Genomic DNA, 23208 nt, shown 5'->3' on the forward strand with positions numbered 1-23208 from the left:
CCGACCGCCTGAAGGCGGCGCTCGCGGAACGCGCGGCGGCGCTGGGCTTCGACCTCGTCCGGATCACCGGACCCGAAGCGATCCCCGAGGCGCCCGCCCGTCTCGCCCAGTGGCTGGGGGAAGGCCATCAGGCCGGGATGGACTGGATGGCGGAGGGGCAGGAGCGCCGCTCCGACCCGGCCGCGCTCTGGTCCGAGGTCCGCTCGATCGTCATGCTGGGTGCGAGCTACGCCCCTCCGCATGATCCGCTCGCGCTCCTCGCGCAGAAGGACAGGGGCGTGCTCGCCGCCTATGCCGCGCGGCGCGATTATCACGACGTCATCAAGGGGCGGCTCAAGGAACTCGCGGGGTTCCTCGTCGCGCGTGCCGCAGGGTCGGACGTCAAGGTCTTCGTCGACACGGCGCCCGTGATGGAGAAGCCGCTCGCCGCCGCGGCGGGGATCGGCTGGACCGGCAAGCATTCCGTCGTCGTCTCGCGCGAGCATGGCGGTTGGCTGCTGCTGGGCGCCATCTTCACGACGGCGATCCTGCCGCCCGACGCGCCGGAGCGCGAGCGCTGCGGCTCCTGCACGCGCTGCCTCGACATCTGCCCGACGGGGGCCTTCCCGGCGCCCTACCAGCTCGATGCGCGGCGCTGCATCGCCTATTGGACGATCGAGCATAAGGGGCACATCCCGGCCGAGTTCCGGGAGGCGATCGGCAACCGCGTCTTCGGCTGCGACGACTGCATCGCGGTCTGCCCCTGGAACAAGTTCGCGGCCACCGCGCACGATGCGCGCATGGCCTTCCGCGAGGACCTTGCCGCGCCCCCGCTCGCCGATCTCGCGCGGCTCGACGATGCGGCCTTCCGCGCCCGCTTCGCCGGCACGCCCGTCAAGCGCACCGGGCGGGACCGGCTCCTGCGCAACGTCCTGATCGCGATCGGGAATTCCGGCGATGTGGCACTTGCGGCCGAGGCCGAGCGCCTGCTCGACGATCCGTCCTGCGTGGTGCGCGCGGCGGCGATCTGGGCGCTCGGCCGCCTGCTTCATCACGACCGCTTCGCCGCGCTCGCCCGCCGCCATGCCGGAGCCGAGACGGACGAGGCGGTCCGGGCCGAGTGGTCCGCCGCCGAGAGGAAAGAAGCCGCATGAAGCTCGTCGTCTTCGGCCTCGGCTATTCGGCGGCGGTCTTCGCCCGGCGCATGGCGCCCCGCGCGGAGCGCATCGTCGCGACGAAGCGCGATCCCGGGACGTGGTCTCATCCTCCGCTGACGGAGAATCCGGTCGACGGGTCGATCCGCGACGTTGGGCGCCTTCCTTCCCCCTCGCGGGGAAGGTGGCCCGAGCGAAGCGGAGGGCCGGATGGGGGGCAAGGCGCTCGCGCTGAGGTCGGCGCGGGCGGCGCGCCCCCCACCCCCGGCCCCTCCCCGCAAGGGGGAGGGGAGGCGCGCGCGGCTCCCTTGCAGCAGCTTGTCGACGCCGTCATGTCCGAGGGCGGCGGCTCGCTCGTCCTGCGCGCCTTTCCCGGCGAGGAAGTGGCTTTGGCCGCCGATATCGCCGAGGCCGATGCGATTCTCGTCTCGGTCCCGCCCGGCCGGGAGGGTGATCCGGTCCTCGCGGCCTTCGCCGGGGCGATCGCCGCCGCCCCCCGGCTGCGCTGGCTCGGCTACCTCTCGACGGTTGGCGTCTACGGCGACCACGGCGGGGCCTGGGTGGACGAGACGACGCCGCCGCGTCCGAGGAAGGGCCGCTCCGACGACCGGCTCCTGGCCGAGGAGGCTTGGCTCCGCCTGCAGCGCGAGCACGGCGTGCCGGTCCACATCTTCCGCATCGCCGGCATCTACGGACCCGGCCGAAGCGCCTTCGACAAGCTCGCCGCCGGCACGGCGAAGCGGATCGTGAAGCCCGGGCAGGTCTTCAACCGCATCCATGTCGAGGACATCGCCGCGGTGCTCGAAGCCTCGCTCGACCGGCCCCGTCCCGGCGCGATCTACAACCTCGCCGACGACGAGCCCTCGCCGCCCCAGGACGTGATCGAGGAGGCCGCGCGCCTCGCCGGGCTGCCGCTGCCGCCCGAGGTGCCTCTGGCGGAGGCCGGCCTGTCGCCGATGGGGCTGAGCTTCTGGGGCGAGACGAAGCGCGTCTCGAACCGACTCATCCGCGAGGAACTCGGCGTCGAGCTGATCGCGCCGACCTATCGCGAGGGCCTCCGCGCCATCCTCAGACTCCGCTCGGAATAGAAACCTCTTCCTCTTCCTGCCGAGGTGGCAACTGAAGGTCGCCCTCGACGCACGCATAGCCGTCCTTCGAGGCTTCGCTTCGCGAAGCGCCTCAGGATGAGGAGGGAGGGTATTTTTCCGGGCAGCCGACCGCCAAGGTACCGCGCTGGCGGCATGGCTGCGACCTCGTCCTCACGCGCCGATGAGCGCGAGCGCCTTCTCCGCCACGGCGGCCGCGTCCCGATCCGCGGCGAGATGCGGCCAGTCGGGCGCGGCGCCTCGGCGCGCGATCTGGGCGAGGACCACGTCGGGCGTCGCGTCGGACGGGTCGCCGCGTCGTGCGGCGACGCGCCGGATCAGCACCTCCTCCGGCGCGTCGAGCCAGACCCCCTGGAAGCGCAGGCCGGCCTCGCGGGCGATCCAGGCCATGCGGTCGCGGTCCTCCTGCCGGTCGAAGACCGCGTCCGCGACGACCGCCCATCCCTGGGGAAGGATGGCCCGCGCCGTCTGGCCGATCGCGTCGTAGGTGCGTGCGGAGGCCTCCGCCCGGTAGGCCTCGGGCGGCAGCCGCGTTTCGGGGGCGACGCCGAACAGCCGCTTCCTCAGCCGGTCGCTCGAGGCGATGCGGGCGCCGGGCGCGAGGCCGATATGCGGGGCGAGCGCCGCCGCCACGGTCGACTTCCCGGAGCCCGAAAAGCCGCCGACCGCGACGAGGATCGCCGGCTTCGCGTCGAGCAGCCGGAGGCCGAGATCGAGATAGGCCCTCGCCTCCGCCGTCAGGGCCTCCGCTTTCTCATCCGCTCGGGCGGCGCTCGTCGCGCTCACATGGGCGCGCACCGAGGCCCTGACGGCCATGAAAAAGGGCAGCAGCGCGAGATCGGCTTCGTCTCCCGTGATGTCGAGGTAGCGGTTGAAGAGCGCGTTGGCCAAGCCGGCAAGGCCGCGATGCCAGAGGTCCATCAGCACGAAGGCGAGATCGTAGAGGACGTCCGTCGTCGCGAGGTCCTCGTCGAATTCGAGGCAGTCGAAGAGGACCGGCTTGCCCTCCGCCAGATAGATGTTGCGCAGATGCAGGTCGCCGTGACAGCGGCGGACCCGCCCCTCCCGCTCCCGCTTCTCGATCAGCGGCGCGAGCCGGGCGAGGGCGGCACGAAGCGTCCCGGTCAGGCGGGCGCAATCCTCGCGCGGCAGAACGCTCGTCTCGGCGAAGGCGCGTTCGTTGAGGGCGAGGACGCGCTCCATCCGCGCGGTCCCCTCGGCCTCGGCGGCAGGCTCGGCCGAGCCATGGAGCGCGGCGACGCTGGCCGCGAGCGCCGCCATGTCGGCAGGCGTGAGCCGTCCCTGCCGCGCCTGGTCGTCGAGGATGAGGCTTTGGTCGAAGCGCCTCATGGCGAGCACGGCATCGACGAGCGGGCCGGCGCCGTCGAGAGCCAGCGTCCCGTCCGCTTCGCGCGTGATGCGATGGACGCCGCGGTAGAGATCCGGCGCCGTGCGACGGTTGAGCTCGAACTCGCGCCGGGCAAGGGCGAGGCGCCGCTCGGGCGTCGACAGGTCGAGATAGGGTAGCGCGACGGCGCGTTTGAGCTTCAGCGCGCGCGGGCCGGCGAGGAACACGCGGGAGATGTGGGTGACGATCGTCTCGACCGGCTCCCCGCCGGTCGCCATGACACTTTCGACGAACCGGATCGTCTCGCTCTGCTCGGAGGCCGACATGCGCTCTCCCGGCTGGCGCGTCGGAGGGAAAGTGCCGGCGGCATGCGCCGCCGACACCGATCGGCCCTGGAGCCCGATCCGCGCCGGGACTAGGCCGCTGGCATGCCCGCCGCGATCCAGGCCTGGGTGTCTTCGAGGGCGCGGGCGAAGCGCGCGATGACCTCGTCGACCTGCTTTTCGGTGATGATCATCGGCGGGCAGAAGGCGATCGAATCCTGCATGTTGCGGATGATCAGGCCGTGCTCCTGGGCACGCTCGAAGAGGTACGTGCCGACCTTGCCGGGCGGATCGAACTTCTCCTTCGTCGCCTTGTCCTTGACGATCTCGACCGCGCCGATCAGGCCGACGCCGCGGACCTCGCCGACGAGCGGATGGTTGGCGAAGCCACGCAGGGCTTTCTGCAGATGGGCGCCGACCGTCGCGGCGTTCTGAACGAGGCCGCGCTCCTCGATGATCGCGAGGTTCTCGAGGCCCACCGCCGTCGCGACCGGGTGTCCGCTGGCCGTGTAGCCGTGGCCGAAGGTGCCGAGCGTCTCGCTGTGATCGGCGACGGCCTGATAGATTGCGTCGCTGAACACCACCGCCGCGAGCGGCTGGTAGGACGAGGTGATCTGCTTCGACAGGACCAGCATGTCCGGCCGGATGTTGAAGTGCTCGCTGGCGAACATGGTGCCGATGCGGCCGAAGCCGTTGATGACCTCGTCCGCGACGACGAGGATGTCGTTCTTCCGGCAGATCTCCTGCACCCGCTCCCAGTAGCCGACCGGCGGCACGACCACGCCGCCCGCGCCCGTCACCGGCTCACCGATGAAGGCGGCGATCGTGTCCGCGCCCTCCTCGGCGATCACGTCCTCGAGTTCCTTGGCGAGCCGGTCGGTGAAGGCCTGCTCGCTCTCGCCCGGCAGGCCGAAGCGGTAGAAATGCGGCGTCGTGATGTGGCGGACGAAGGGGAGGGGAAGGTCGAAGCCCTTCTGGTTCACCTGGATGCCGGTGAGGCTGCCCGAGGCCACGGTGATGCCGTGGTAGCCGCCGACGCGCGCGATGAACTTCTTCTTGTTCGGGCGGCCCAGCGCGTTGTTGTAGTACCAGGCGATCTTGACGACCGTATCGTTCGCCTCGGAGCCCGAATTGGTGAAGAAGACGTGGTCGAGGCCGGCAGGCGTGATCTTGACCAGCTTCTCGGCGAGCGCGATCGAGGGCTCGTGCGACTTGTGCGTGAAGGTGTGATAGTAGGGCAGCTTGCTCATCTGCCGGGTCGCGGCCTCGACGAGCCGCTTCTCGCCGAAGCCGACGCCGACGCTCCACAGGCCCGCCATGCCCTCGATATATTCGCGGCCCTGGTCGTCATAGACGTGGATGCCTTCGCCCCGCTCGATCACCATCGGCCCGATGCGCTCGTGGCGGCGGGCATTGGTGTAGGGGTGCATCTGGTAGGCGATGTCCCGGGCCTGGAGGGAATTGGGCAGGACGGTCATCAGGGAACATCTCCGAAATGGGCGGACGCCCGCGATGGGGCGCCCGTTAGCGGGCGGGCGTCGGGTCCCATGTAGCTGAAGAGACGGCGCAAGCGCCACCCGTCTCTCTGCTGCGACGCAAGGCAACTGCCGCCCGGCGCGGCATTTCGCATCCGCCCGTCAACTCGCTCCACGGGACGGCGGCTTTGCGGGGCATCCTTCTGGATTCCGGTCGATCCGCGTGCTCAGATGCGGCCCTCCCCGATCAGAAATCGCATGCCCTTCTATTTCGCCTATGGCTCGAACATGGACCGTGCCGCGATGGCCGCGCGCTGTCCCCGTGCACGCATGCTCGGCCTCGCCCGGCTCGAGCGGCATCGGCTGGCGCTGATGCGCGAGGGCTATCTCACCGTGATGCGGGATCCGCGCCGGGCCGTGCACGGCCTCCTGTGGGATCTGCCGCTCGCCGACATGCCCGCGCTGGATCGCTACGAGGGCGTGTCCGCCGGTCTCTACACCAAGATGCAGCAGCCGGTGGTCGGCGAAGCCGGCATCCGCAAGGCGCTGGTCTATCTCGGCACCAATGCAGGGTCCGGCGCGCCGGCCCCAGGCTATCTCGAGGGCGTGCTCGACGCGGCGGTCCAGGCCGGCCTGCCGCCGGCCGCGCTGGCCGAGATCACGGCCTTGGCCGGAGGGCGGATCGGCCGGCCCGGGCCCGCGGCTCCCGCGCGGCCACCCGCGGGTCCGGTCGCCGCCGTCCGCCCGACGCGGGCGACGCCGCGCGACGCGCCCCGCCCTGCCACGAAGCCCGGCTGGAATTGGACACCGTGAGCGAGGCCACGCAGGTCCGAGCCATCATCCACGGTCGTGTCCAGGGCGTCGGCTTTCGCGCCTGGACGGCATCGACGGCGCGCGAGGCCGGGCTCGACGGCTGGGTGCGCAACCGGCGCGACGGCACGGTCGAGGCCGTCTTCCGCGGTCCTGAGGAGCGGGTGCGGGCAATGCTCGACCTCTGCCGCGAAGGGCCGCCCGCGGCGCGCGTGGATCGGATCGAGACCGGGCCGGCGGAACCGGGCGAGGCCGTGACGACGGGCTTCGAGCAGCGGCCGACCGTTTAGGAGCCTACAGCTTCCGGTCGATCGTGAGCTTCTGGAAACCCTTGCCGGCGAGGGCGGGGCGCTTCGCGGACAGGATGCGCGAGTTGATGCCCTGCCAGCCGATCTCGCCCGAAAGCCGGCCGTATTCGATCTTGGGGCAGCGGTTCATGATCACGGTCACGCCCTTCGCCTCGGCGAGGGCGGCGGCCTCGTCGTTGCGGACGGAGAGCTGCATCCAGATCACCTTCGGCAGGGGATCGAGCGCGAGGGCCTCCTTCGTCACGCCGAGCGCGTCGGCGCTGTTGCGGAAGATCTCGACCATGTCCACCGGCCGCCCGATCGCGGCGAGCGAGCCGTAGCAGGGCGCGCCGAGGAGCGTCTTCACCGCGAGTTTCGGATTGACGGGCAGGACCTCGTAGCCGCGCTCGAGCATGTATTTCACGACGATGTAGCTCGGTCGCGCCGGATTGTCGGAGGCGCCGACGAGCGCGATCGACTTCACCTCGCGCATGAGCCGGCGGATCAGCGCGTCGGCATAGCTGTCGTGGTGGGCGAGGGGAGGCGTGGGCGAGGCGGCGTCCATGATCACTCCCCCGTCCAGACCGGCTGGCGCTTCTCCAGCACGGCGCCGATGCCCTCTTCGGCGTCGCGTGCCAGCATGTTCTCGGCCATGACGCGGGAGGCGTGGTCGTAGGCGTCGGCGAGCGGCATCTCCGCCTGTTCGTAGAAGGCCTTCTTGCCGATCCGCACCGTCAGCGCCGATTTCGAGGCAATGATCGCGGCGAGCCGCATCGCTTCCGCCAGGGCGTCCCCGGCCGGCACGACCCGGTTCACGAGGCCCATCCGCGCCGCCTCGCCGGCCGGCAGCATCTCGCCGAGGAGCAGCATCTCCATGGCGTGCTTACGCGACAGGTTGCGCGACAGGGCGACCATCGGCGTCGAGCAGAACAGGCCGATATTGACGCCCGGCGTGCAGAACCGCGCCTCCTCGCCGGCGACCGCGAGGTCGCAGCTCGCGACGAGCTGGCAGCCGGCGGCCGTGGCGACGCCCTCGACCGCCGCGATGACCGGCTGCGGCAGACGCACGATTCGCTGCATCATGGCCGAGCAGCGGGCGAGGACATCCACGAAATAGGCGCGGCCCCGGTCGGCATCGCGCCGGCGGGCCGTCATCTCCTTGAGGTCGTGCCCGGCGGAGAAGACCGGGCCGCCGGCGGCGAGCACGACCGCCTTGATGCTCCGGTCCTCGGCGATCCGGTCGAGGCTGTGGCTCAATTCGCCGATCAGCGTCTCGGACAGTGCGTTGCGCGCCGCCGGGCGGTTGAGCGTGAGGATCGAGACGCCGTCGCGGTCTTCGCGCAGGAGCGAGGGGTCGGCGTCGCGGATCGGCTGGGCATTCATCGTTCTGGTCCCATCATTGGTCCTATTGTCGGATGAGGCGGCAATGGTGCAAGTCGCCCCGAACGGGAGGGTATGTCGGGATGGCGGCTGGACCTGTCATGAGCGTCGCGGAGATCGAGGCGTTCCTCGACCGCGAATTCCCTCAGATCCATCTCGGCGGCCGCGTCTATTCGGTCGAGGCCGTGGGGCCGATGACGGCCCGGATGCGGCTTGCGGCCGACGAGCGCCACCTGCGGCCGGGCGGCACTGTCTCGGGTCCTGCGATGATGACGCTTGCCGATCTCGTCCTCTATGTCGCGATCCTCGCCCAGATCGGCCCGGTGGGGCTCGCGGTGACGACGAACCTCTCCTTCAACTTCCTGCGCAAGCCCGAACCCGGCGACCTCGTCGCCGAGTGCCGCCTCCTGAAGCTCGGCAAGCGCCTCGCGGTCGGCGAGGCGAGCGTGTTCTCGGGCGCCTCGCCGGAGGCCGTCTGCCACGCGACCGGGACGTATTCGATCCCGCCGCGATGAGTGGTAAGCTTCGCCGAGAAAGGCTCACGCGATGGCCATGCACGCATTGAAGGCCGACATTCCGGAACCCCTCGCCGACAAGCTGGCGGAGGTGGCGGAGCAACTGCACCTGACGACCGATACGGCGGTCAGCGAGGCCTTGGGGAACTGGCTCGCGCTGCAGGAAAAGCGTCGTTTGATGACTCTGGAGGCCATGGCCTCGATCGAGGCCGGCCAGTTCGTCGAGCATGAAGATGTCCGAGCGTGGATCGACAGTCTGGAAAGCGATGACCCGCTCCCGATGCCGCGGCCGTGAAGGTTCGGTGGTCGCCTGAAGCGGTGGGCGACCTGAAGCGGCTCCATGGCTTCCTCGCGAAGGTCAATCCGCTTGCGGCCGTTCGGACCCTTCGTCGCCTCGAATCGGCCCCCGACAGGTTGATCGCCCATCCACGCATCGGTCGGCGGCTGGAGGTCGAGCCTGCCGCACGGGAGGTCCGCAGCTTCTTCGAGCGCCAGTACGAGATGAGGTACGAGATTCAAGGGGAGACCATCTACATTCTGCGCGTATGGCACGGTCGCGAAGACCGGTAGCCGATTGCGGCGGGGTGAGGTAATATGATACCTCATGCCCTAAATCGCTGAATTCCAGCGCTTTTCGCTTGACCACGATCCGCCATATGCCTAAACGGCTGCCATCCGCCGCCGCGGTTTCGCGTGCGGCGTTTCGTTATGGGCGGGACTTCCGCCCCATGTGGAATTTCCGATGAAGACTTTCTCCCTCAAGCCGGCCGACGTCGAGAAGAAGTGGGTCGTGATCGATGCGGAGGGCCTCGTGGTGGGCCGTCTCGCCTCGATCGTCGCCATGCGTCTGCGCGGCAAGCACAAGCCGGCCTACACCCCCCATGTCGATTGCGGCGACAACGTCATCGTCATCAATGCCGACAAGGTGAAGTTCACCGGCCGCAAGCTGGAGCAGAAGGTGTACTACCACCACACCGGCTATATCGGCGGCATCAAGGAGCGTTCGGCCAAGTCCATCATGGCCGGCAAGTTCCCCGAGCGCATCGTCGAGAAGGCCGTCGAGCGGATGCTGCCGCGCGGCCCGCTCTTCCGCCAGATCCTTGGCAATCTGCGCGTCTACAAGGGCGCCGAGCATCCCCACGTCGCCCAGTCGCCCGAGGCGCTCGACGTCGGGGCTCTCAACCGCAAGAACGTGAGCAACTGACATGGCCGTCCTCCAGTCCCTCGCCGATCTCGGCCAGTCGGTCAGCGGCACCGAGAACCAGGACGCTCCCGTCCGTGAGAAGAAGGTCGACGCCCAGGGTCGCGCCTACGCGACCGGCAAGCGCAAGGACGCGGTCGCCCGCGTCTGGATCAAGCCGGGCACCGGCAAGATCACGGTCAACGACCGCGACGTGGAGGTCTATTTCGCGCGCCCCGTGCTGCGCATGATCATCCAGCAGCCGCTCGATGTCGCGAGCCGCAAGGACCAGTACGACATCGTCGTCACGGTCGCCGGCGGCGGGCTCTCGGGCCAGGCTGGCGCGGTCCGTCATGGCCTCTCCAAGGCGCTGACCCATTACGAGCCGGAACTGCGCTCGCCGCTGAAGCGCGAGGGCTTCCTCACCCGCGACTCGCGCGTCGTCGAGCGCAAGAAGTACGGCCGCAAGAAGGCCCGCCGGTCGTTCCAGTTCTCGAAGCGCTGAAAACTGCGATCATCGGTTTTTTCGAGGGCGGCCTGCGGGCCGCCCTTTTTCGTTTGCGATCCCTTCGAGGCCCATCGCGCCCTGCTGCACCGCGCTCGATCAGGGATCAATCCGCCGGCCCGCGCGGGATGTGGCGCAGCTTGTCGGGGTTTCGCACGACGTAGATCCCGACCACCTTGCCGTCCGCGATCTCGAGCGCCGTCGTCTGGAGCGTGTCGTCGGCCTCGATCGTCACGAAGCCGGGCAGGCCGTTGATCCGGCCATAGCGCAGGAGGCGCGAGGGATGCGCCTGGAAGAGACGCGCGAGGCCGGCATGGAGGCGCAGGACGTCTTCGAGGCCGGCGATCGGCTCGGCGACGGCTGGCTTTCGTCCCCCGCCATCGGCCCGGATGACCACGTCCGCCGCGAGCAGCCCCCGCAGCCGGTCCATGTCTCCGTCGCGGGAGGCCTGGAAGAAGGCGGCCGCCATCGCCAGGCCCCGCTCCCTCGACAGCGGAAAACGCGGCCGGCCGGCCCGGACATGCGCGCGGGCGCGGCTCGCGAGCTGACGGCAGGCTGCCTCGTCCCGCCCGATCGTGCCGGCGATCTCGGCGAAGCTCGCGCCGAAGACGTCGTGGAGCAGGAAGGCCGCCCGCTCGAGCGGCGAGAGCCGTTCGAGCGCGAGGAGGAGAGGCAGGGTGACGTCCTCGATCTCGTCGGCTTCGTCCTCGACGACGGGTTCCGGCAGCCAGGGACCGACATAGATCTCGCGCCGGCGACGGGCGGATTTCAGCACGTCGAGGCAAAGCCGGATGACGGTCCGGCGCAGGAACGCCTCCGGTTCGCCGACCGCCTCGCGATCGGCCGCCTGCCAGCGCAGGAAGGCGTCCTGCGCGACGTCCTCCGCATCGGCGACCGAGCCCAGCATCCGGTAGGCGATGCGGATGAGGCGCGGCCGGAACGGCTCGAAGGAGGCGGCCGCGTCGGCCCCGGCCATGGTCAGGCGGCCTTGCGGGGCAGGGGCGTGCGGTCCGTAATGCCGAACCCGACATTGATGCGGTTGAAGCCGTTGATGGCGACGATCATCAGCGTCAGCTTCACCTGCTCCTCCTCCGTGAAGGTGGCGGCAAGGGCCATCCGGGCCTCGTCCGGAACGCCGTGCGGCGACAGCTGCGTCAGCGCCTCGGTCCAGCCGAGGGCCGCGCGTTCGCGCTCGCTGTAGAGGCCCGATTCGCGCCAGGCATCGAGCATGTAGATGCGCTCCTCGCTCTCGCCCATCGCGCGCGCCTCCGTCGTGTGCATCCTGAGGCAATAGGCGCAGGCATTGATCTGCGAGGCGCGGATCTTCACGAGTTCCATCAGGCTGGGTTCGAGCATCGCCTGGACCGTCGTCGCGAAATCGATCAGCGGCTTCACGAGGTCGGGATGCTGGCCGTAGGGGTTGATGCGTCTGGTCATCGTCGGGTCCTTTCGGTGGGTCCGACGACAGGACGAGCGACGGCGGGCGAACGTGACATCGAACGCGAGATGCCGGACGCGATTTCGCCCGAACGCGCCTGCGCTGGATTTGTCCGCGTTGCAGGTTGACGGCGCGGCGCTTCCTCCATAGGAGAGGCCTCCGTCGACGCGGGGACCACCTGCGATCGCCGAGGGCGCGTAGCTCAGCGGGAGAGCATTCGCTTCACACGCGAAGGGTCACAGGTTCAATCCCTGTCGCGCCCACCACCGTCCCTCGCTTCCGTTCGATCAGCGATCTGTCAGCCGGCCGGTACGAGGCCGCGATGGTTGTCGAGGCGGCCGATGGCGGCGACCAGCTCGGCAAACCTGTCGATCACGAGATCCGGCCCGAGTTCGGCCACGGGCGTGTCCGTATAGCCGAAGGGCACCGCGATCACGGGGATGCCGGCCGCCTTGGCCGTGTCGATGTCGGTCCGCGAATCCCCCACCATCACCGCGCGGCTCGGATCGCCGCCCGCGACCTCGATGGTCATGGTGAGATGGCGGGCATCGGGCTTGTACCAGGGGAAGGTGTCGCGGCCGCAGATCGCCGCGAAGCGGTCGGCGATGCCGAGGGCGTCCAGAAGCTGCCGTGAATGCTGCTCGAACTTGTTCGTGCAGACCGCGAGCCGGTAGCCGGCGGCGGCGAGGTCGTCGAGGCTCTCGGCGACACCCGGGAAGAGATGGCTGCCGACGCAGAGGTTCTCGCCGTAGATCGCCAGGAACTGCCGGAAGAGCGCCTCGGACCGCTCGGGGGTCAGTTCCTGCTTCGCCAGTTCGAAGCCCCGCTCGATCATCGCCCGCGCGCCGGCACCGATCATGTCGCGGGCCCTAGCGAGGGGAACCTCCGGCAATCCCTCCTGCCGCATGAGGACGTTGAGGCTCGCGATGAGGTCGGGAGCCGTCTCGGCGAGCGTGCCGTCGAGATCGAACACGGCGATCGGAGGAAGCGTCATGACGGTTGGCTATCGTTCCCGACAAAGAGGATCAAGCTCTGCAATTTCCTCCGCCGATGGTCTAAGCGGGGGCGCCGGACGGAAAAGGAGAGCGGCGTGAGCGGGAATGACGAGAAGCGGGCTGCGGCGGAGAAGGCCGCGCTGCTGGTCGAGCCGGGGATGAAGGTCGGGCTCGGCACGGGCTCGACGGCTGCGCTGCTCGTCGACGCGTTGGGGCGGCGCTGGACAGAGGGGCTGCGCTTTCTCGCCGTGGCGACCTCGGAGGCGACGCATCGGCAGGCCGAGGCGCTCGGCATCCGGCTCGCGACGCTGGACGAAGAGCCGACCCTCGACCTCACCATCGACGGCGCCGACGAGATCGGCCCGGGCCTCGCCCTCGTGAAGGGCGGAGGCGGGGCGCTCCTGCGCGAGAAGCTCGTCGCCGCGGCCAGCGGCCGCATGGTCGTGATCGCCGATGCCTCGAAGCGCGTCGCGACGCTCGGCCGTTTCCCGCTTCCGATCGAGATCATGCCATTCGGCGCCGAGACGACCCGCCGCCGCGTCGCATCGCTTCTCGAAGCCGAGGCGGGCCGTCCGGTCGATCTCTCCCTTCGCGCTGGGAAGGACGGCGCGCCTTTCGTCACCGACGGCCAGCACTGGATCCTCGACGCCGCCCTCGGCCGCATCGCCGATCCTGCCCGCCTTGCGGGTTCGCTCAAGTCCGTTCTCGGCGTCGTCGAGCACGGGCTCTTCGTCGACATGGCCGAGGCCGCCTTGATCGGGACGCCCGACGGGGTCATGGAGGAGACAAGGGAGGGGCAGGCCCGCCCCGGAGACTCGTCGACATGCGCCTGAGAACGGTTCCCCTCGCGGCCTTGCTGGCCGGCCTCCTCCTCTCGGCCGCTCCGGCCCGCGCCCAGCAGCCGGAAGCGAGCCTCGATCATCTGGCCGCCGCGCGCGAATTGCTGATCGCGAGCGGCGCGGCCGCCAGCGTCGACCGGATCCTGCCGGTCCTCGTCAACGACATCCGGCGCCTGGCCCTGACCCGGCCCGAAATCTCGAAGGACCTCGACGCGATCCTGAAGGAGCTCGAGCCCGAGATGGAGAAGCAGAAGCAGCAGGGCTACATCGTCGCCGCCCGCGCCTATGCGGCCCGGCTGACCGAGCCGGAGATCAAGGAGATCGTGACGTTCTTCAAGTCTCCCGTCGGCGCGAAGTACGTCCGGGTCCAGCCCGAGATCACCGAAGACATCGTCAACAACGTCACGACCTGGTCGCAGAGCACGGGCGAGTACATCTTCCAGCGCGTCCGCTCGGACCTGCTGAAGCGCGGGCACAAGATCCAGTAGGCCGGGCGAGACCATGGCGATGGCTTACGACGTCGATCTCTTCGTGATCGGTGGCGGCTCGGGCGGCGTGCGGGCCGCGCGGATCGCGGCCGGCCACGGCGCCCGCGTCATGCTGGCCGAGGAGTACCGGCTCGGCGGAACCTGCGTGATCCGCGGCTGCGTGCCGAAGAAGCTGATGGTCTATGCCAGCCGCTTCGCCGACGAGTTCGAGGACGCTGCGGGCTTCGGCTGGACGCTCGGCGAGGCGCGATTCGACTGGTCGGTCCTGAAGGCCAATCGCGACGCCGAGATCGCGCGGCTCGAGCGGATCTACCGGTCCCTCCTCGATTCCTCGAAGGTCGAGGTGGCCGACGAGCGCGCGAGGATCGTCGACGCCCACACCGTCGAGCTCGCCTCCGGCCGCCGCGTGAGCGCTGGCCACATCCTGATCGCCGTCGGAGCCTCCCCGACGATGGAGCCGAGGATTCCGGGCGGCGACCTCGGCATGACCTCGAACGAGGTCTTCGAACTCGAGAACCAGCCCGAACGCATCCTCGTGATCGGCGGCGGCTATATCGCGGTCGAGTTCGCCGGCATCTTCGCCGGGCTCGGTACGAAGACGACGCTGCTTCACCGCGGCGACAAGCTCCTGCGCGGCTTCGACGAGGATCTGCGCGATGCGCTCGGCGATGCCTATGCGAAGCGCGGCATCGATCTCGCCCTCGGCCTCACCCTCTCCCGGATCGACCGCGACGGAGGGCGCCTCGCGGCGACCTTGTCGGACGGGCGCGTCGAGACCTTCGACCGGGTTCTCGTCGCGACGGGGCGGCGCCCGCTGACCGCCGGGCTCGGGCTCGAGACGGTCGGCATCGCGACCGACGGAATCGGCGCGATCCCGGTGGATGCCTATTCGCAGACGGCGGTTCCCTCGATCTACGCGGTCGGCGACGTGACGAACCGCGCGAACCTCACCCCGGTCGCGATCCGCGAGGGCCATGCCTTCGCGGACACGGTCTTCGGCGGCAAGCGGCATTGCGTCGACCATGGCCTCATCCCGACGGCGGTCTTCTCGACGCCCGAGATCGGGACGGTCGGGATGGGCGAGGAAGCGGCGCGGGCGAAGCACGGCGACGACGTCGTGATCTTCAAGGCGGGCTTCCGGCCGATGAAGGCGACGATCTCGGGCCGCGACGAGCGTACGCTGATGAAGATCGTGGTCCAGGGCTCGACCGACCGGGTCCTCGGCGTCCATGTCGTCGGTCACGATGCCGGCGAGATCATCCAGATGGCCGGGATCGCGCTGACCATGGGTGCGACGAAGGCCGATTTCGACCGCACCATCGCGGTCCATCCGACGGCCTCGGAGGAACTCGTGACCATGCGGACGCCGCATGTCGTCAAGGCGCCGGTCGGCGTCGGGTAGCAGCCGGCGCGCCCGGCCGCCGCGCGGCGGTCAGTGCGTCGCGCGGGCCCGGTGGCGGTAGGCGCCGTTGGAACTCTTCTCGAACATCTCGCCGAGCTGGGGATGGCGCAGCGGCTCGCCGCTCGTATCGGGCAGAAGGTTCTGCTCCGAGACATAGGCGATGTACTCGCTCTCCTGGTTCTCGGCGAGGAGATGATAGAAGGGCTGGTCCTTCGAGGGACGCATCTCGGCTGGGATCGCCTGCCACCATTCCTCGGAATTGGCGAAGACCGGATCGACGTCGAAGATCACGCCCCGGAACGGATGGATCCGGTGCTTGACCACCTGCCCGACCGAGAACCGCGCCTGCCTGAAGGGATCGCTGTCTGCCATCCCGTCATAATACAGTCGAACAATGCGCTCCGGAAGAGCTTTGCCGAGCCTCGCCTCGGGCGCGGCGGCTCACGAGGCGGCGGCGGCCTTCTCCTTCGCCTCGACGAGATCGGCGAGGTCGGCCAGGACCTTGGCCTGCTTCCAGGTCGCGTCGTCCTGCATCTTCCCGTCGATCATGACTGCCCCGGTGCCGTCCGGCATGGCGGCGAGGATCCGGCGGGCGAAGGCGACCTCGTCCGGATCGGGTGAGAAGACGCGGCGGGCGATCGCGATCTGGGAGGGGTGCAGCGTCCAGGCGCCGGCGCAGCCCATCAGGAAGGCGTTGCGGAACTGCGCCTCGCAGGCCTCGGTATCGGAGAAGTCGCCGAAGGGGCCGTAGAAGGCCTTGATGCCGCTCGCCATGCAGGCATCGACCATGCGCGCGACGGTGTAGTGCCAGAGGTCCTGCTGGGCCGAGCCACGGGCGCCCTCGCCGGGATCGGAGAGCACGCGGTAATCGGGATGGCCGCCGCCGACCCGGGTCGTCTTCATGCCGCGCGAGGCGGCGAGATCGGCCGGGCCGAGGCTCATGCCGTGCATGCGCGGGGAGGCCTGCGCGATCTCCTCGACGTTCTTCACACCCTCCGCCGTCTCGAGGATGGCATGGACGAGGATGGGCTTCCGCGCCCCGGCCTTGGCTTCGAGCTGGGCGAGGAGCTGGTCGACATAGTGGATGTCCCAGGCGCCCTCGACCTTCGGCACCATGACGACGTCGAGCTTGTCGCCCACCGCGCCGACGATCTCGACGAGATCGTCGAGCCCCCAGGGGCTGTTGAGCGCGTTCATGCGGATCCACAGGCCCGTCTCGCCGAACTCGGTCGCCTTCGCCATCTCGATGAAGCCGCGCCGCGCATCGAGCTTCGCCTCGACCGGGATCGCGTCCTCGAGGTTGCCGAGGACGACGTCGACCTGCCGCACGAGGTCCGGCACCTTCGCCCGCATCTTCTCCACGTGAGGCGGCACGAAATGGATCATCCGCTCGAGCCGCACGGGAAGAGCACGGAGCGGTTCGGGCGCACCGATGGCGAGCGGCTGGAAGAAGCGGCGGGGCAGTTTCATCATGGGCATCCGATCGATCCCCCGCGATGCATCATGAAGCGCGGCCGGGCGCAAGCGCGGGCCTCCTCGCGGCTCCGGCTCTATCCGGCGTCGCGCAGCCTTTCGGCGGCCTGAAGATCGACCGAGACGAGCTGAGACATGCCGCGCTCGGCCATGGTCACGCCGAACAGCCGGTCCATCCGCGCCATCGTGATGGGGTTGTGGGTGATGACGACGAAGCGCGTGTCGGTCTCGGACGCCATCTGCTGGAGGAGGTCGCAGTAGCGCTCGACATTGGCGTCGTCGAGCGGCGCATCGACCTCGTCGAGCACGCAGATCGGCGAGGGGTTCGTGAGGAACACCGCGAAGATGAGCGCCGTCGCGGTCAGCGCCTGCTCGCCTCCCGAGAGGAGGCTCAGCGATTGCGGCTTCTTGCCCGGCGGTCGCGCGACGATCTCGAGCCCCGCTTCGAGCGGATCGTCCGAATCGACCAGGGTGAGCTCGGCCTCGCCGCCGCCGAACAACGTCGTGAAGAGGCGCTTGAAATGCCCGCTGACGATGCCGAAGGCCGTGTTCAGGCGTTCGCGACCCTCGCGGTTGAGGTTGCCGATCGCCTGGCGCAGCCGCTTGATCGCCTCGGTGAGGTCGTCTCGCTCGGCGGCTAGTCGGTCGCGCTTCGATTCGGATTCCTCGAGTTCCTCCTCGGCCCGGAGGTTGACGCCGCCGAGCCGCTCGCGCTCGACCTTGAGCACCGCGAGCCGCGCCTCGGCTGCCGCGGCGTCGAAGGCGGTGGCCTCGTTCAGCCCGGATTGGATGGCGAGCTCGCGCGGGCTCGTCTCGAACCGCTCCTCGACAGCGTGGCCGAGTTCGGCGACGCGGCGGCCGAGAGCCTCCGTCAGCGCCGCCGAGGCGGCCCGCTTCTCGCGCGCGCCGGACAAGGCTTCGAGCGCAGCACGGGCGGCCCGCGCCGTGTCCTGGACGCGGCGATCCGCGCCGGACAGCCGGTCCGCCGCCTCGGACCGGCGGGCTTCGGCGTCCTTCAGCGCGACGGCGAGGGCGGAGCGGCGCTTGGCGAAGGTGTCGGGCGCGTCCCGAAGCTCCTGGCGCTCGGCAGCGGCCGCCTCGGCTCGTTCCGCGAGGTCCGACGCCGCCGCGATCGAGCGCTCCGAGCGCTCGCGCCAGGAGCGGATATCGGCGGCGAGCGCCTCGCGCCGGCGCGAGGCCGCCTCCTGTTCGCGGGTGAGCGCGCCGAGCGCGGCCCGGCCGTCGGCGACGCGCGCGCGCTGCTCGGCCGCGACGGCGCGCGCTTCGAGATGGCGCGTCTCCAGCGCCGTCCCGTCGGGCAGGGCGGCGAGCTGCATCCGCGCCTCGCCCGCCCGAACCCGCGCATCGCGCTCGCCCGCCTCGACCCGGCCGATCGCCTCCGTCAGAGCCGAGAGACGGGCCGCGCCCTCGCTCGCCTGCCGCTCGGCGCGGGCGAGCGCCTCGCGCGCCTCGTCGAAGGCGCGGCGGGCGCGTTTCGCGGCCTCGATGGCGGCGCCTTCCGCCCTCGACGCCTCGCGGGTGGCGGCCTCGGCCGCGGCTGCCACCGTGCGGCGGTCGTCGGCGATGCGGCGCGCCTCGGTTGCCTCGGTCTCGAGGCCGGCGAGCCGGTTGCGTTCCGCCAGCCGGCGAGCGGCCGGGGAGGGGGCTTCGGCCGCAGCGGCGAGCCCGTCCCAGCGCCAGAGGTCGCCCTCGCGCGTGACGAGGCGCTGGCCGGGCGCGAGCGTCGCCTTGAGCGCGGAGGCCTCGTCGCGCGTCACGAGGCCGATCTGGCGGAGGCGCCGGGTCAGGGCCGGGGGACCGGAGACGAAGCCGGCGAGCGGCGCCGCGCCGCCGGGCAGAGGCGGATCGCTCTCGCCGCTCCCGGTATCGTGCCAGGCGAGGGGCGCCCCGAGATCGGGCGAGGCGTCGAGATCGTCGCCGAGCGCAGCCGCGACGGCCGTCTCGCAGCCGGGCTCGACCCGCATGGCGTCGAGCATCGTCGGAAAGCGCTTTCCGGGTGATGCGGCGAAGAGCTTCACCAGCGTCCGATGCTCGGTTTCGAGCCGTTGCGCGGCACGCTCGGCCTCGTTCGCGCTGCCGCGCTCGCGTGCCTCCGCCTCGCGCGCGGCGGCGAGCGCCTGCCGGGCCGTCGAGACCGCGTCCTCCGCCTCCTTCGCCGCGATCTCGGCCGCCTCGCGGGCGGCTCCGAGCGGGGCCGTGCCGAGTGCCTGGCGGCTCGCTTCCAGCGCGGCCTTCTCGGCCAGGAGACGCGCGACCTCCTTGGCGCCGCGCTCGGCCCGCTCGGTCTCGGCGGCGGCCTCGCGCTGAAGCGCGCTTCGCTTCGCCGTCTGCTCGGCCGCTTCGGCCTGGACGGCGGCGAGCGCGGTCTCCGCCCGCGCGAGATCGGCCTCCGCATCCGAGAGGCCGCCCTCCAGCCCCTCCCGGCGCGAGGACGCCGCCGAGACCGTTTCCGCGAGGTCGGTCGCTTCCTTGTCGAGGCGCGCGATCGTGTCGGCGGCGTCCTGCCGGAGCTGAGTCTGCCGGGCGGCGTCGCGTTCGATCTCGACGATCCGGCGTTCGAGATCGGTGAGGCGCTGGGCCGCGCGCTTCTCCTCGCCGTCGAGATCGGACTTCGCCTGGACGAGGCGGCGCAGGGCGGCGGAGGCGGCGCCCTGCGCCTCGCGCAAGGGGCCGACCTCGTGGGCCGCAACGGCCTCGAGCCTCGCTGCCTCGGCCTGGGAAGTGGTCGCGTCGGCGACGGCCCGGACGTCCTCACGCTCGGCCGCCTCGGCCTCCGCCCGCTCGCGCTCGGCGGCGAGCCAGGCAGCGGCCGCGAGGCGGGCGTCGATCAGGCGGATCTCGGCCGACAGGTTCCGGTAGCGCGCGGCCTGCCGTCCCTGTCGCTGCAGGGCCGTGACCTGCGTCTCGATCTCGCGCAGGACGTCCTCGACGCGCAGCAGGTTCTCCTCGGCCTGCCTCAGCCGAAGCTCCGCCTCGTGCCGGCGCGCGTGGAGCCCCGCGATGCCGGCGGCGTCCTCCAGGATGCGCCGCCGCGCCTGGGGCTTCGCCGCGATGAGTTCGCTGATCTGCCCCTGGCGGACGAGGGCGGGCGAGCGGGCGCCGGTCGCGGCGTCGGCGAAGAGCAATTGCACGTCCCGCGCCCGCACCTCGCGGCCGTTGACGTGGTAGCTCGAGCCATGGGAGCGCTCGATCCGCCGCGAGACCTCAAGCGCATCCGCATCGTTGAAGGCGGCCGGGGCCTGCTTGTCGGCATTGTCGATCGCGAGCGTCACCTCGGCCGTGTTGCGGGCCGGGCGGCTCGACGAGCCGGCGAAGATGACGTCGTCCATCCCCGTCGCGCGCATGTTCTTGTGCGAGCTTTCGCCCATCACCCAGCGGAGCGCCTCGACGAGGTTCGACTTGCCGCAGCCATTCGGCCCGACGACGCCGGTCAGGCCCGGCTCGATCAAGACCTCGGTCGGCTCGACGAAGGTCTTGAAGCCGACGATGCGCAGGCGCGTGAGCTTCACGGGAGGGGCCTCCCGCAGGCGATCCCTCCCCGCAGGGGAGGGCCGAGTCGAAGCGAAGCTTCGATCCGGGGCGGGGAGTAACCCGGCCGGCGCGGCACCCCACCCCGGTCGGCTGACGCCGACTCGCCCTCCCCTGGAGGGGAGGGATCGGGCACGCCTGTCCCGCCGCCCTCGCGCCGGGGGCGCGGGCTGTCAGAGGCCGAGGATCGGCTTGATGGCGGCGTCGAAATCCTCAATCGAGAGTGCGCCCTGCCTGCGCTGCCCGTTGATGAAGAAGGTCGGGGTCGCGTTGACGCCGAAGGTCTTCGCGGCCCGGTCCCTCACGCCCTGCACGCCATCCAGAAGCGTCTGGTCGCGCAAGACCCGATCGATTCTTTCCTGTGTGAAACCGGCCGGCTCCAGGACTTTGCGCAGGGACGGGGCGGGATTGTCCGCATAGGCCCAGTCCCGCTGCCGCTCGAACAGCAGATCCACGACCTCGTAGAACCGCGAGGGCTCCGAACGGGCGAGCATGAAGGCGGCGGTCGAGAGCGGATCGAGCGGGAAGGCGCGCATGGCGAACCGAGCATGACCCGGATCGATGTAGCGCGCCTTCAGCGCCGGCCAGGTCGTGCGGTGGAACTCCCCGCAGCGCGAGCAGGTCAGCGAGGCGTATTCGATGATCGTGACCTTGGCCGTGGCCGGGCCGAGCCAGATGTCCTCGATCGGGCCCGGCTTCAGCAGCTCGGCCGAGGCGATCTCCCGCCCGAGCACAGGCGCCGCCGCGAGGGCGGCGATGGCTCCGGCGACGGCGCTGCGGCGGTCGATCATCGCGGCGGCCTCCGGTCCGGGATCAGGCGCCGAGGATCGGCTTGATGGTCTTCTCGAAGCTCTCGATGTCGTTGTTGCCCTGGTGACGCTTGCCGTTGATGAAGAAGGTCGGCGTGGAATCGACCTTGAACACGTCGGCCGCGCGGGTGCGGGAGGCATTGACGCCGTCGAGCAGCTTCTGGTCCTTCAGGATCTGGTTGAAACGCTCGTCCGAGATGCCGGCCTGACGCAGGAGCTGCTTGACGGAGGCGAGGACCTTCGCGGCCTCCGGCTCGCGCAACCAGCTCGCCTGCGTTTCGAACAGGAGATCGGTGATCGGATAGTACTTCGCGGGGTCCGACCGCGCGACCATGTAGAGCGCCGTGTCGATCTGGTTGAGGGGAAACTCGCGCAGCGTGAAGCGCACCTGTCCGGTGTCGATGTAGCGCTTCTTGAGTTCCGTGTAGGTGGTGTTGTGGAAGGCGGCGCAATGGTTGCAGGTCAGCGACGCGTATTCGACGATCGTGACCTTCGCGCCCTCGGGGCCTTGCCAGATGTCGCCGAGCGGGCCGGGCTCCATCAACTGGGCGACGTCGACGTTCTGCGCGAAGGCGGGCCCGATTCCGGCCCAGGCGGTCGCGGCAGCCGCCGCCATCAATCCCACTGTTTCGCGGCGCGTGATCATGGATTTCGGTCCTTGCAAGTGCCGATGAGCTAAGGCGTCAGCGGGAGCGTGACAAGGCGGGGCCGCCGGCTGCGACGGCATGGCCCAGCCGCGTCAGCGCCTCGCGGAGCGCCGCATCCTCGACGGGCGTGGTGGCGGCGGCGACGCGCCGGCAATCGTCGGCCGTGGGGAGGGGCGGAATGGCGCGCGCCCGGCGCGTCTCACGGCCGACCGGGCCCTGCTTCAGCACGATCCGGCCGATGCAGCGCCAGCCATAGACCGCATTGATCCGCTCGACGAGCACCGGCGCCATGTGCTGCAGCTCCAGCGCGAAGGCGCTCTCGACCCGCACGACGAGGCGGGCGGGATCGGAGGCGGCCGCCTCGCCGGGGCGCCGGCGGGGCCATTCGACCTTGACCGGGCGGCAGAAGCCGGCGAGCCGCTCCCCGACGATCTCCGGCCAGGAGGCGACGAGGTCCTGCCCGGTGAATCCCTGCGCGGCGAGCGCGGGATCGAGCGCGGACCCGATCAGATCGGCGAGGGGCTGAAGGCGTGCCATGGCCGCGAAAGGATAGCGGCTCGGCGGGCCGCTGTGAACGCGGCTTCAGCCCCGCAAAGCCTCGCCGACGTCGGACAGCCCCGCTGCCCGGCGCCCCTTGCGAGCCAGTGCCGCCATCTCCGCGCGGGTGGGGAAGGCGCGATAGGGCAGGACGGGGAGCGGGGTTTCGGACGCCGATCCGGCCGCGATCTCCGGCAGCACGCGGTCGAGTAGGGGGAGGGCGGCCTCGTGCAGGCGTGCGGCGGCGGCGAGGGCGGTGAGGCCCGGCGCGTCAGCCATCTCGGTCTGGGCGAGGAGGCCGCCCGCATCGATTCGCGGCGCGAGCCGATGGATCGAGACGCCGAGCCGGATCGGCTCGTCGAGCAGGGCGTGGATCGTCGGGACGGGGCCGCGATGCAGCGGCAAGAGGCCGGGATGGACGTTGATGCCGCCGAAGGGGGCCGCCGCGATCGTCTCGGCGGTCAGGATCTGATCGAAATGGAAGCTCACCAGGAGCTCGGCGCCGGAAGCGGCCAAGGCATCCCGGAAGGCGGGCCCGTTCACATCCTCGACCTTGGCCGTCGGGATGCCGCGCTCGGCGCAGGAGCGGGCGAGCGGCGTCCGGTCGACGTCGCCGGGCGGCGCGCGGCGCAGGGCGTCGACGAGGCCGGGCAGGGCGAAATTCAGCACGAGATAGGGCAGGATGCGCGGCCCGGACCGACGGAGCCGCCGCCAGGTCTGGCCGAAGGCCCCGCCCGCCTGTGGCCGATAGGGATCGGACAGGCCGACGAGGGCGATGTCGTCCGCATGCGCGGCCACGAATCGGCGCACGGCGCGCCGGTTGGCCAGAGCCTCGAGCGTCAGGAGGGCGATGCGCAAAGGCGGGACCTCGAGGATATGCGAGCGCGCTCGCCCCGCTTCAGGTTAGAGGAGATCGAGATCAGCATCGACCGATTCGGCCTCCGTCCTGTCCGCCCGAACCGACCCGCC

General features: G+C 70.5%; 26 protein-coding genes and 1 tRNA gene. 13 read left to right on the top strand and 14 right to left on the bottom strand.

Annotated features, from left to right (window positions below; translation table 11 throughout):
- Positions 1–8: 8 nt before the first annotated feature.
- Positions 9–1133: a tRNA epoxyqueuosine(34) reductase QueG gene (gene queG, locus EV668_RS05045; RefSeq protein WP_133769988.1), complete on the top strand. Its 1125-nt coding sequence runs from the start codon at positions 9–11 to the stop codon at positions 1131–1133.
- A complete protein-coding gene (locus EV668_RS05050; RefSeq protein WP_133768724.1) occupies positions 1130–2221 on the top strand; it encodes an SDR family oxidoreductase in 1092 nt (363 codons plus the stop codon). The genes queG and EV668_RS05050 overlap by 4 nt, the downstream gene beginning before the upstream one ends.
- Positions 2222–2392: 171 nt before the next feature.
- On the opposite strand, the gene EV668_RS05055 is transcribed toward EV668_RS05050, so the two are convergent.
- Together EV668_RS05055 and EV668_RS05060 are read right to left on the bottom strand one after the other, a co-directional pair.
- Positions 2393–3913 (bottom strand): bifunctional aminoglycoside phosphotransferase/ATP-binding protein, encoded by a 1521-nt coding sequence (locus EV668_RS05055; protein WP_133768725.1) that lies wholly within the window; start codon positions 3911–3913, stop codon positions 2393–2395.
- Between the two features lie 89 nt (positions 3914–4002).
- Complete coding sequence (locus tag EV668_RS05060; RefSeq protein WP_133768726.1) at positions 4003–5388, bottom strand: aspartate aminotransferase family protein; 1386 nt, start codon at positions 5386–5388, stop codon at positions 4003–4005.
- 255 nt (positions 5389–5643) lie between these two features.
- On the opposite strand from EV668_RS05060, the gene EV668_RS05065 reads away from it, so the two are divergent.
- Both EV668_RS05065 and EV668_RS05070 read left to right on the top strand, forming a co-directional pair.
- Positions 5644–6198 carry a gamma-glutamylcyclotransferase family protein gene (locus EV668_RS05065; RefSeq protein ID WP_133768727.1) on the top strand — a complete coding sequence of 185 codons (555 nt, stop codon included), beginning with the start codon at positions 5644–5646 and terminating at the stop codon, positions 6196–6198.
- The gene (locus EV668_RS05070; RefSeq protein WP_133768728.1) at positions 6195–6485 is read left to right on the top strand and encodes an acylphosphatase; all 291 of its coding nucleotides are present in this window, start codon (positions 6195–6197) and stop codon (positions 6483–6485) included. Before EV668_RS05065 ends, EV668_RS05070 begins: the two co-directional genes overlap by 4 nt.
- A gap of 4 nt (positions 6486–6489) precedes the next feature.
- Here the strand turns inward: EV668_RS05070 and EV668_RS05075 are convergent, their stop codons facing one another.
- Both EV668_RS05075 and EV668_RS05080 read right to left on the bottom strand, forming a co-directional pair.
- On the bottom strand, positions 6490–7047 hold the full coding sequence (locus EV668_RS05075) for a CoA-binding protein (protein ID WP_133768729.1): 558 nt from the start codon (positions 7045–7047) through the stop codon (positions 6490–6492).
- Between the two features lie 2 nt (positions 7048–7049).
- A complete protein-coding gene (locus EV668_RS05080; protein ID WP_133768730.1) occupies positions 7050–7865 on the bottom strand; it encodes an enoyl-CoA hydratase in 816 nt (271 codons plus the stop codon).
- 80 nt (positions 7866–7945) lie between these two features.
- Here EV668_RS05080 and EV668_RS05085 point away from each other — a divergent pair, with 80 nt between their 5' ends.
- The 5 genes from EV668_RS05085 to rpsI all read left to right on the top strand — a co-directional run bounded on the left by EV668_RS05085 (position 7946) and on the right by rpsI (position 10062).
- Entirely contained in the window at positions 7946–8377 is a 432-nt protein-coding gene (locus EV668_RS05085) for a PaaI family thioesterase (RefSeq protein WP_133768731.1), read from the top strand.
- A 31-nt stretch (positions 8378–8408) separates the two neighbouring features.
- Positions 8409–8672 carry a CopG family ribbon-helix-helix protein gene (locus EV668_RS05090; RefSeq protein ID WP_133768732.1) on the top strand — a complete coding sequence of 88 codons (264 nt, stop codon included), beginning with the start codon at positions 8409–8411 and terminating at the stop codon, positions 8670–8672.
- Positions 8669–8947 (top strand): type II toxin-antitoxin system RelE/ParE family toxin, encoded by a 279-nt coding sequence (locus EV668_RS05095; protein WP_133768733.1) that lies wholly within the window; start codon positions 8669–8671, stop codon positions 8945–8947. The genes EV668_RS05090 and EV668_RS05095 overlap by 4 nt, the downstream gene beginning before the upstream one ends.
- Positions 8948–9119: 172 nt before the next feature.
- Positions 9120–9581 (top strand): 50S ribosomal protein L13, encoded by a 462-nt coding sequence (rplM, locus tag EV668_RS05100; protein ID WP_133768734.1) that lies wholly within the window; start codon positions 9120–9122, stop codon positions 9579–9581.
- 1 nt (position 9582) lies between these two features.
- Entirely contained in the window at positions 9583–10062 is a 480-nt protein-coding gene (gene rpsI / locus EV668_RS05105; RefSeq protein WP_133768735.1) for a 30S ribosomal protein S9, read from the top strand.
- A gap of 106 nt (positions 10063–10168) precedes the next feature.
- Here the strand turns inward: rpsI and EV668_RS05110 are convergent, their stop codons facing one another.
- A complete protein-coding gene (locus EV668_RS05110; RefSeq protein ID WP_166652347.1) occupies positions 10169–11038 on the bottom strand; it encodes a sigma-70 family RNA polymerase sigma factor in 870 nt (289 codons plus the stop codon).
- A 2-nt stretch (positions 11039–11040) separates the two neighbouring features.
- Complete coding sequence (locus EV668_RS05115) at positions 11041–11499, bottom strand: carboxymuconolactone decarboxylase family protein (protein WP_133768736.1); 459 nt, start codon at positions 11497–11499, stop codon at positions 11041–11043.
- 192 nt (positions 11500–11691) lie between these two features.
- Here EV668_RS05115 and EV668_RS05120 point away from each other — a divergent pair.
- Positions 11692–11766 (top strand) — tRNA-Val (locus EV668_RS05120).
- 32 nt (positions 11767–11798) lie between these two features.
- Here EV668_RS05120 and gph read toward each other — a convergent pair.
- On the bottom strand, positions 11799–12494 hold the full coding sequence (gene gph, locus EV668_RS05125) for a phosphoglycolate phosphatase (RefSeq protein ID WP_133768737.1): 696 nt from the start codon (positions 12492–12494) through the stop codon (positions 11799–11801).
- Between the two features lie 96 nt (positions 12495–12590).
- Here gph and rpiA point away from each other — a divergent pair, with 96 nt between their 5' ends.
- The 3 genes from rpiA to gor are packed head-to-tail and all read left to right on the top strand — an operon-like array spanning position 12591 to position 15224.
- Positions 12591–13328, top strand: coding sequence for a ribose-5-phosphate isomerase RpiA (rpiA, locus tag EV668_RS05130; protein ID WP_133768738.1), 738 nt, complete (start codon positions 12591–12593; stop codon positions 13326–13328).
- The gene (locus EV668_RS05135) at positions 13319–13822 is read left to right on the top strand and encodes a DUF2059 domain-containing protein (RefSeq protein WP_133768739.1); all 504 of its coding nucleotides are present in this window, start codon (positions 13319–13321) and stop codon (positions 13820–13822) included. The genes rpiA and EV668_RS05135 overlap by 10 nt, the downstream gene beginning before the upstream one ends.
- Before the next feature lie 13 nt (positions 13823–13835).
- Entirely contained in the window at positions 13836–15224 is a 1389-nt protein-coding gene (gene gor, locus EV668_RS05140; RefSeq protein WP_133768740.1) for a glutathione-disulfide reductase, read from the top strand.
- Positions 15225–15254: 30 nt separating this feature from the next.
- On the opposite strand, the gene hspQ is transcribed toward gor, so the two are convergent.
- From hspQ to EV668_RS05175, 7 genes are all read right to left on the bottom strand, one after another.
- Positions 15255–15596, bottom strand: a complete 342-nt coding sequence (hspQ, locus tag EV668_RS05145) for a heat shock protein HspQ (protein ID WP_133768741.1) — start codon at positions 15594–15596, stop codon at positions 15255–15257.
- Positions 15597–15665: 69 nt separating this feature from the next.
- The gene (locus EV668_RS05150; protein WP_133768742.1) at positions 15666–16694 is read right to left on the bottom strand and encodes an HpcH/HpaI aldolase/citrate lyase family protein; all 1029 of its coding nucleotides are present in this window, start codon (positions 16692–16694) and stop codon (positions 15666–15668) included.
- 80 nt (positions 16695–16774) lie between these two features.
- A complete protein-coding gene (locus EV668_RS05155; RefSeq protein WP_133768743.1) occupies positions 16775–20227 on the bottom strand; it encodes a chromosome segregation SMC family protein in 3453 nt (1150 codons plus the stop codon).
- Between the two features lie 192 nt (positions 20228–20419).
- On the bottom strand, positions 20420–21037 hold the full coding sequence (locus tag EV668_RS05160) for a thioredoxin domain-containing protein (protein WP_133768744.1): 618 nt from the start codon (positions 21035–21037) through the stop codon (positions 20420–20422).
- Positions 21038–21059: 22 nt separating this feature from the next.
- Positions 21060–21701, bottom strand: coding sequence for a DsbA family protein (locus EV668_RS05165; RefSeq protein ID WP_133768745.1), 642 nt, complete (start codon positions 21699–21701; stop codon positions 21060–21062).
- A 37-nt stretch (positions 21702–21738) separates the two neighbouring features.
- The gene (locus EV668_RS05170; RefSeq protein ID WP_133768746.1) at positions 21739–22239 is read right to left on the bottom strand and encodes a DUF721 domain-containing protein; all 501 of its coding nucleotides are present in this window, start codon (positions 22237–22239) and stop codon (positions 21739–21741) included.
- A gap of 45 nt (positions 22240–22284) precedes the next feature.
- Positions 22285–23097, bottom strand: coding sequence for a formyltransferase family protein (locus EV668_RS05175; RefSeq protein ID WP_133768747.1), 813 nt, complete (start codon positions 23095–23097; stop codon positions 22285–22287).
- Between the last annotated feature and the right edge of the window lie 111 nt (positions 23098–23208).

Source organism: Enterovirga rhinocerotis, assembly GCF_004363955.1.
Classification (GTDB): domain Bacteria; phylum Pseudomonadota; class Alphaproteobacteria; order Rhizobiales; family Beijerinckiaceae; genus Enterovirga; species Enterovirga rhinocerotis.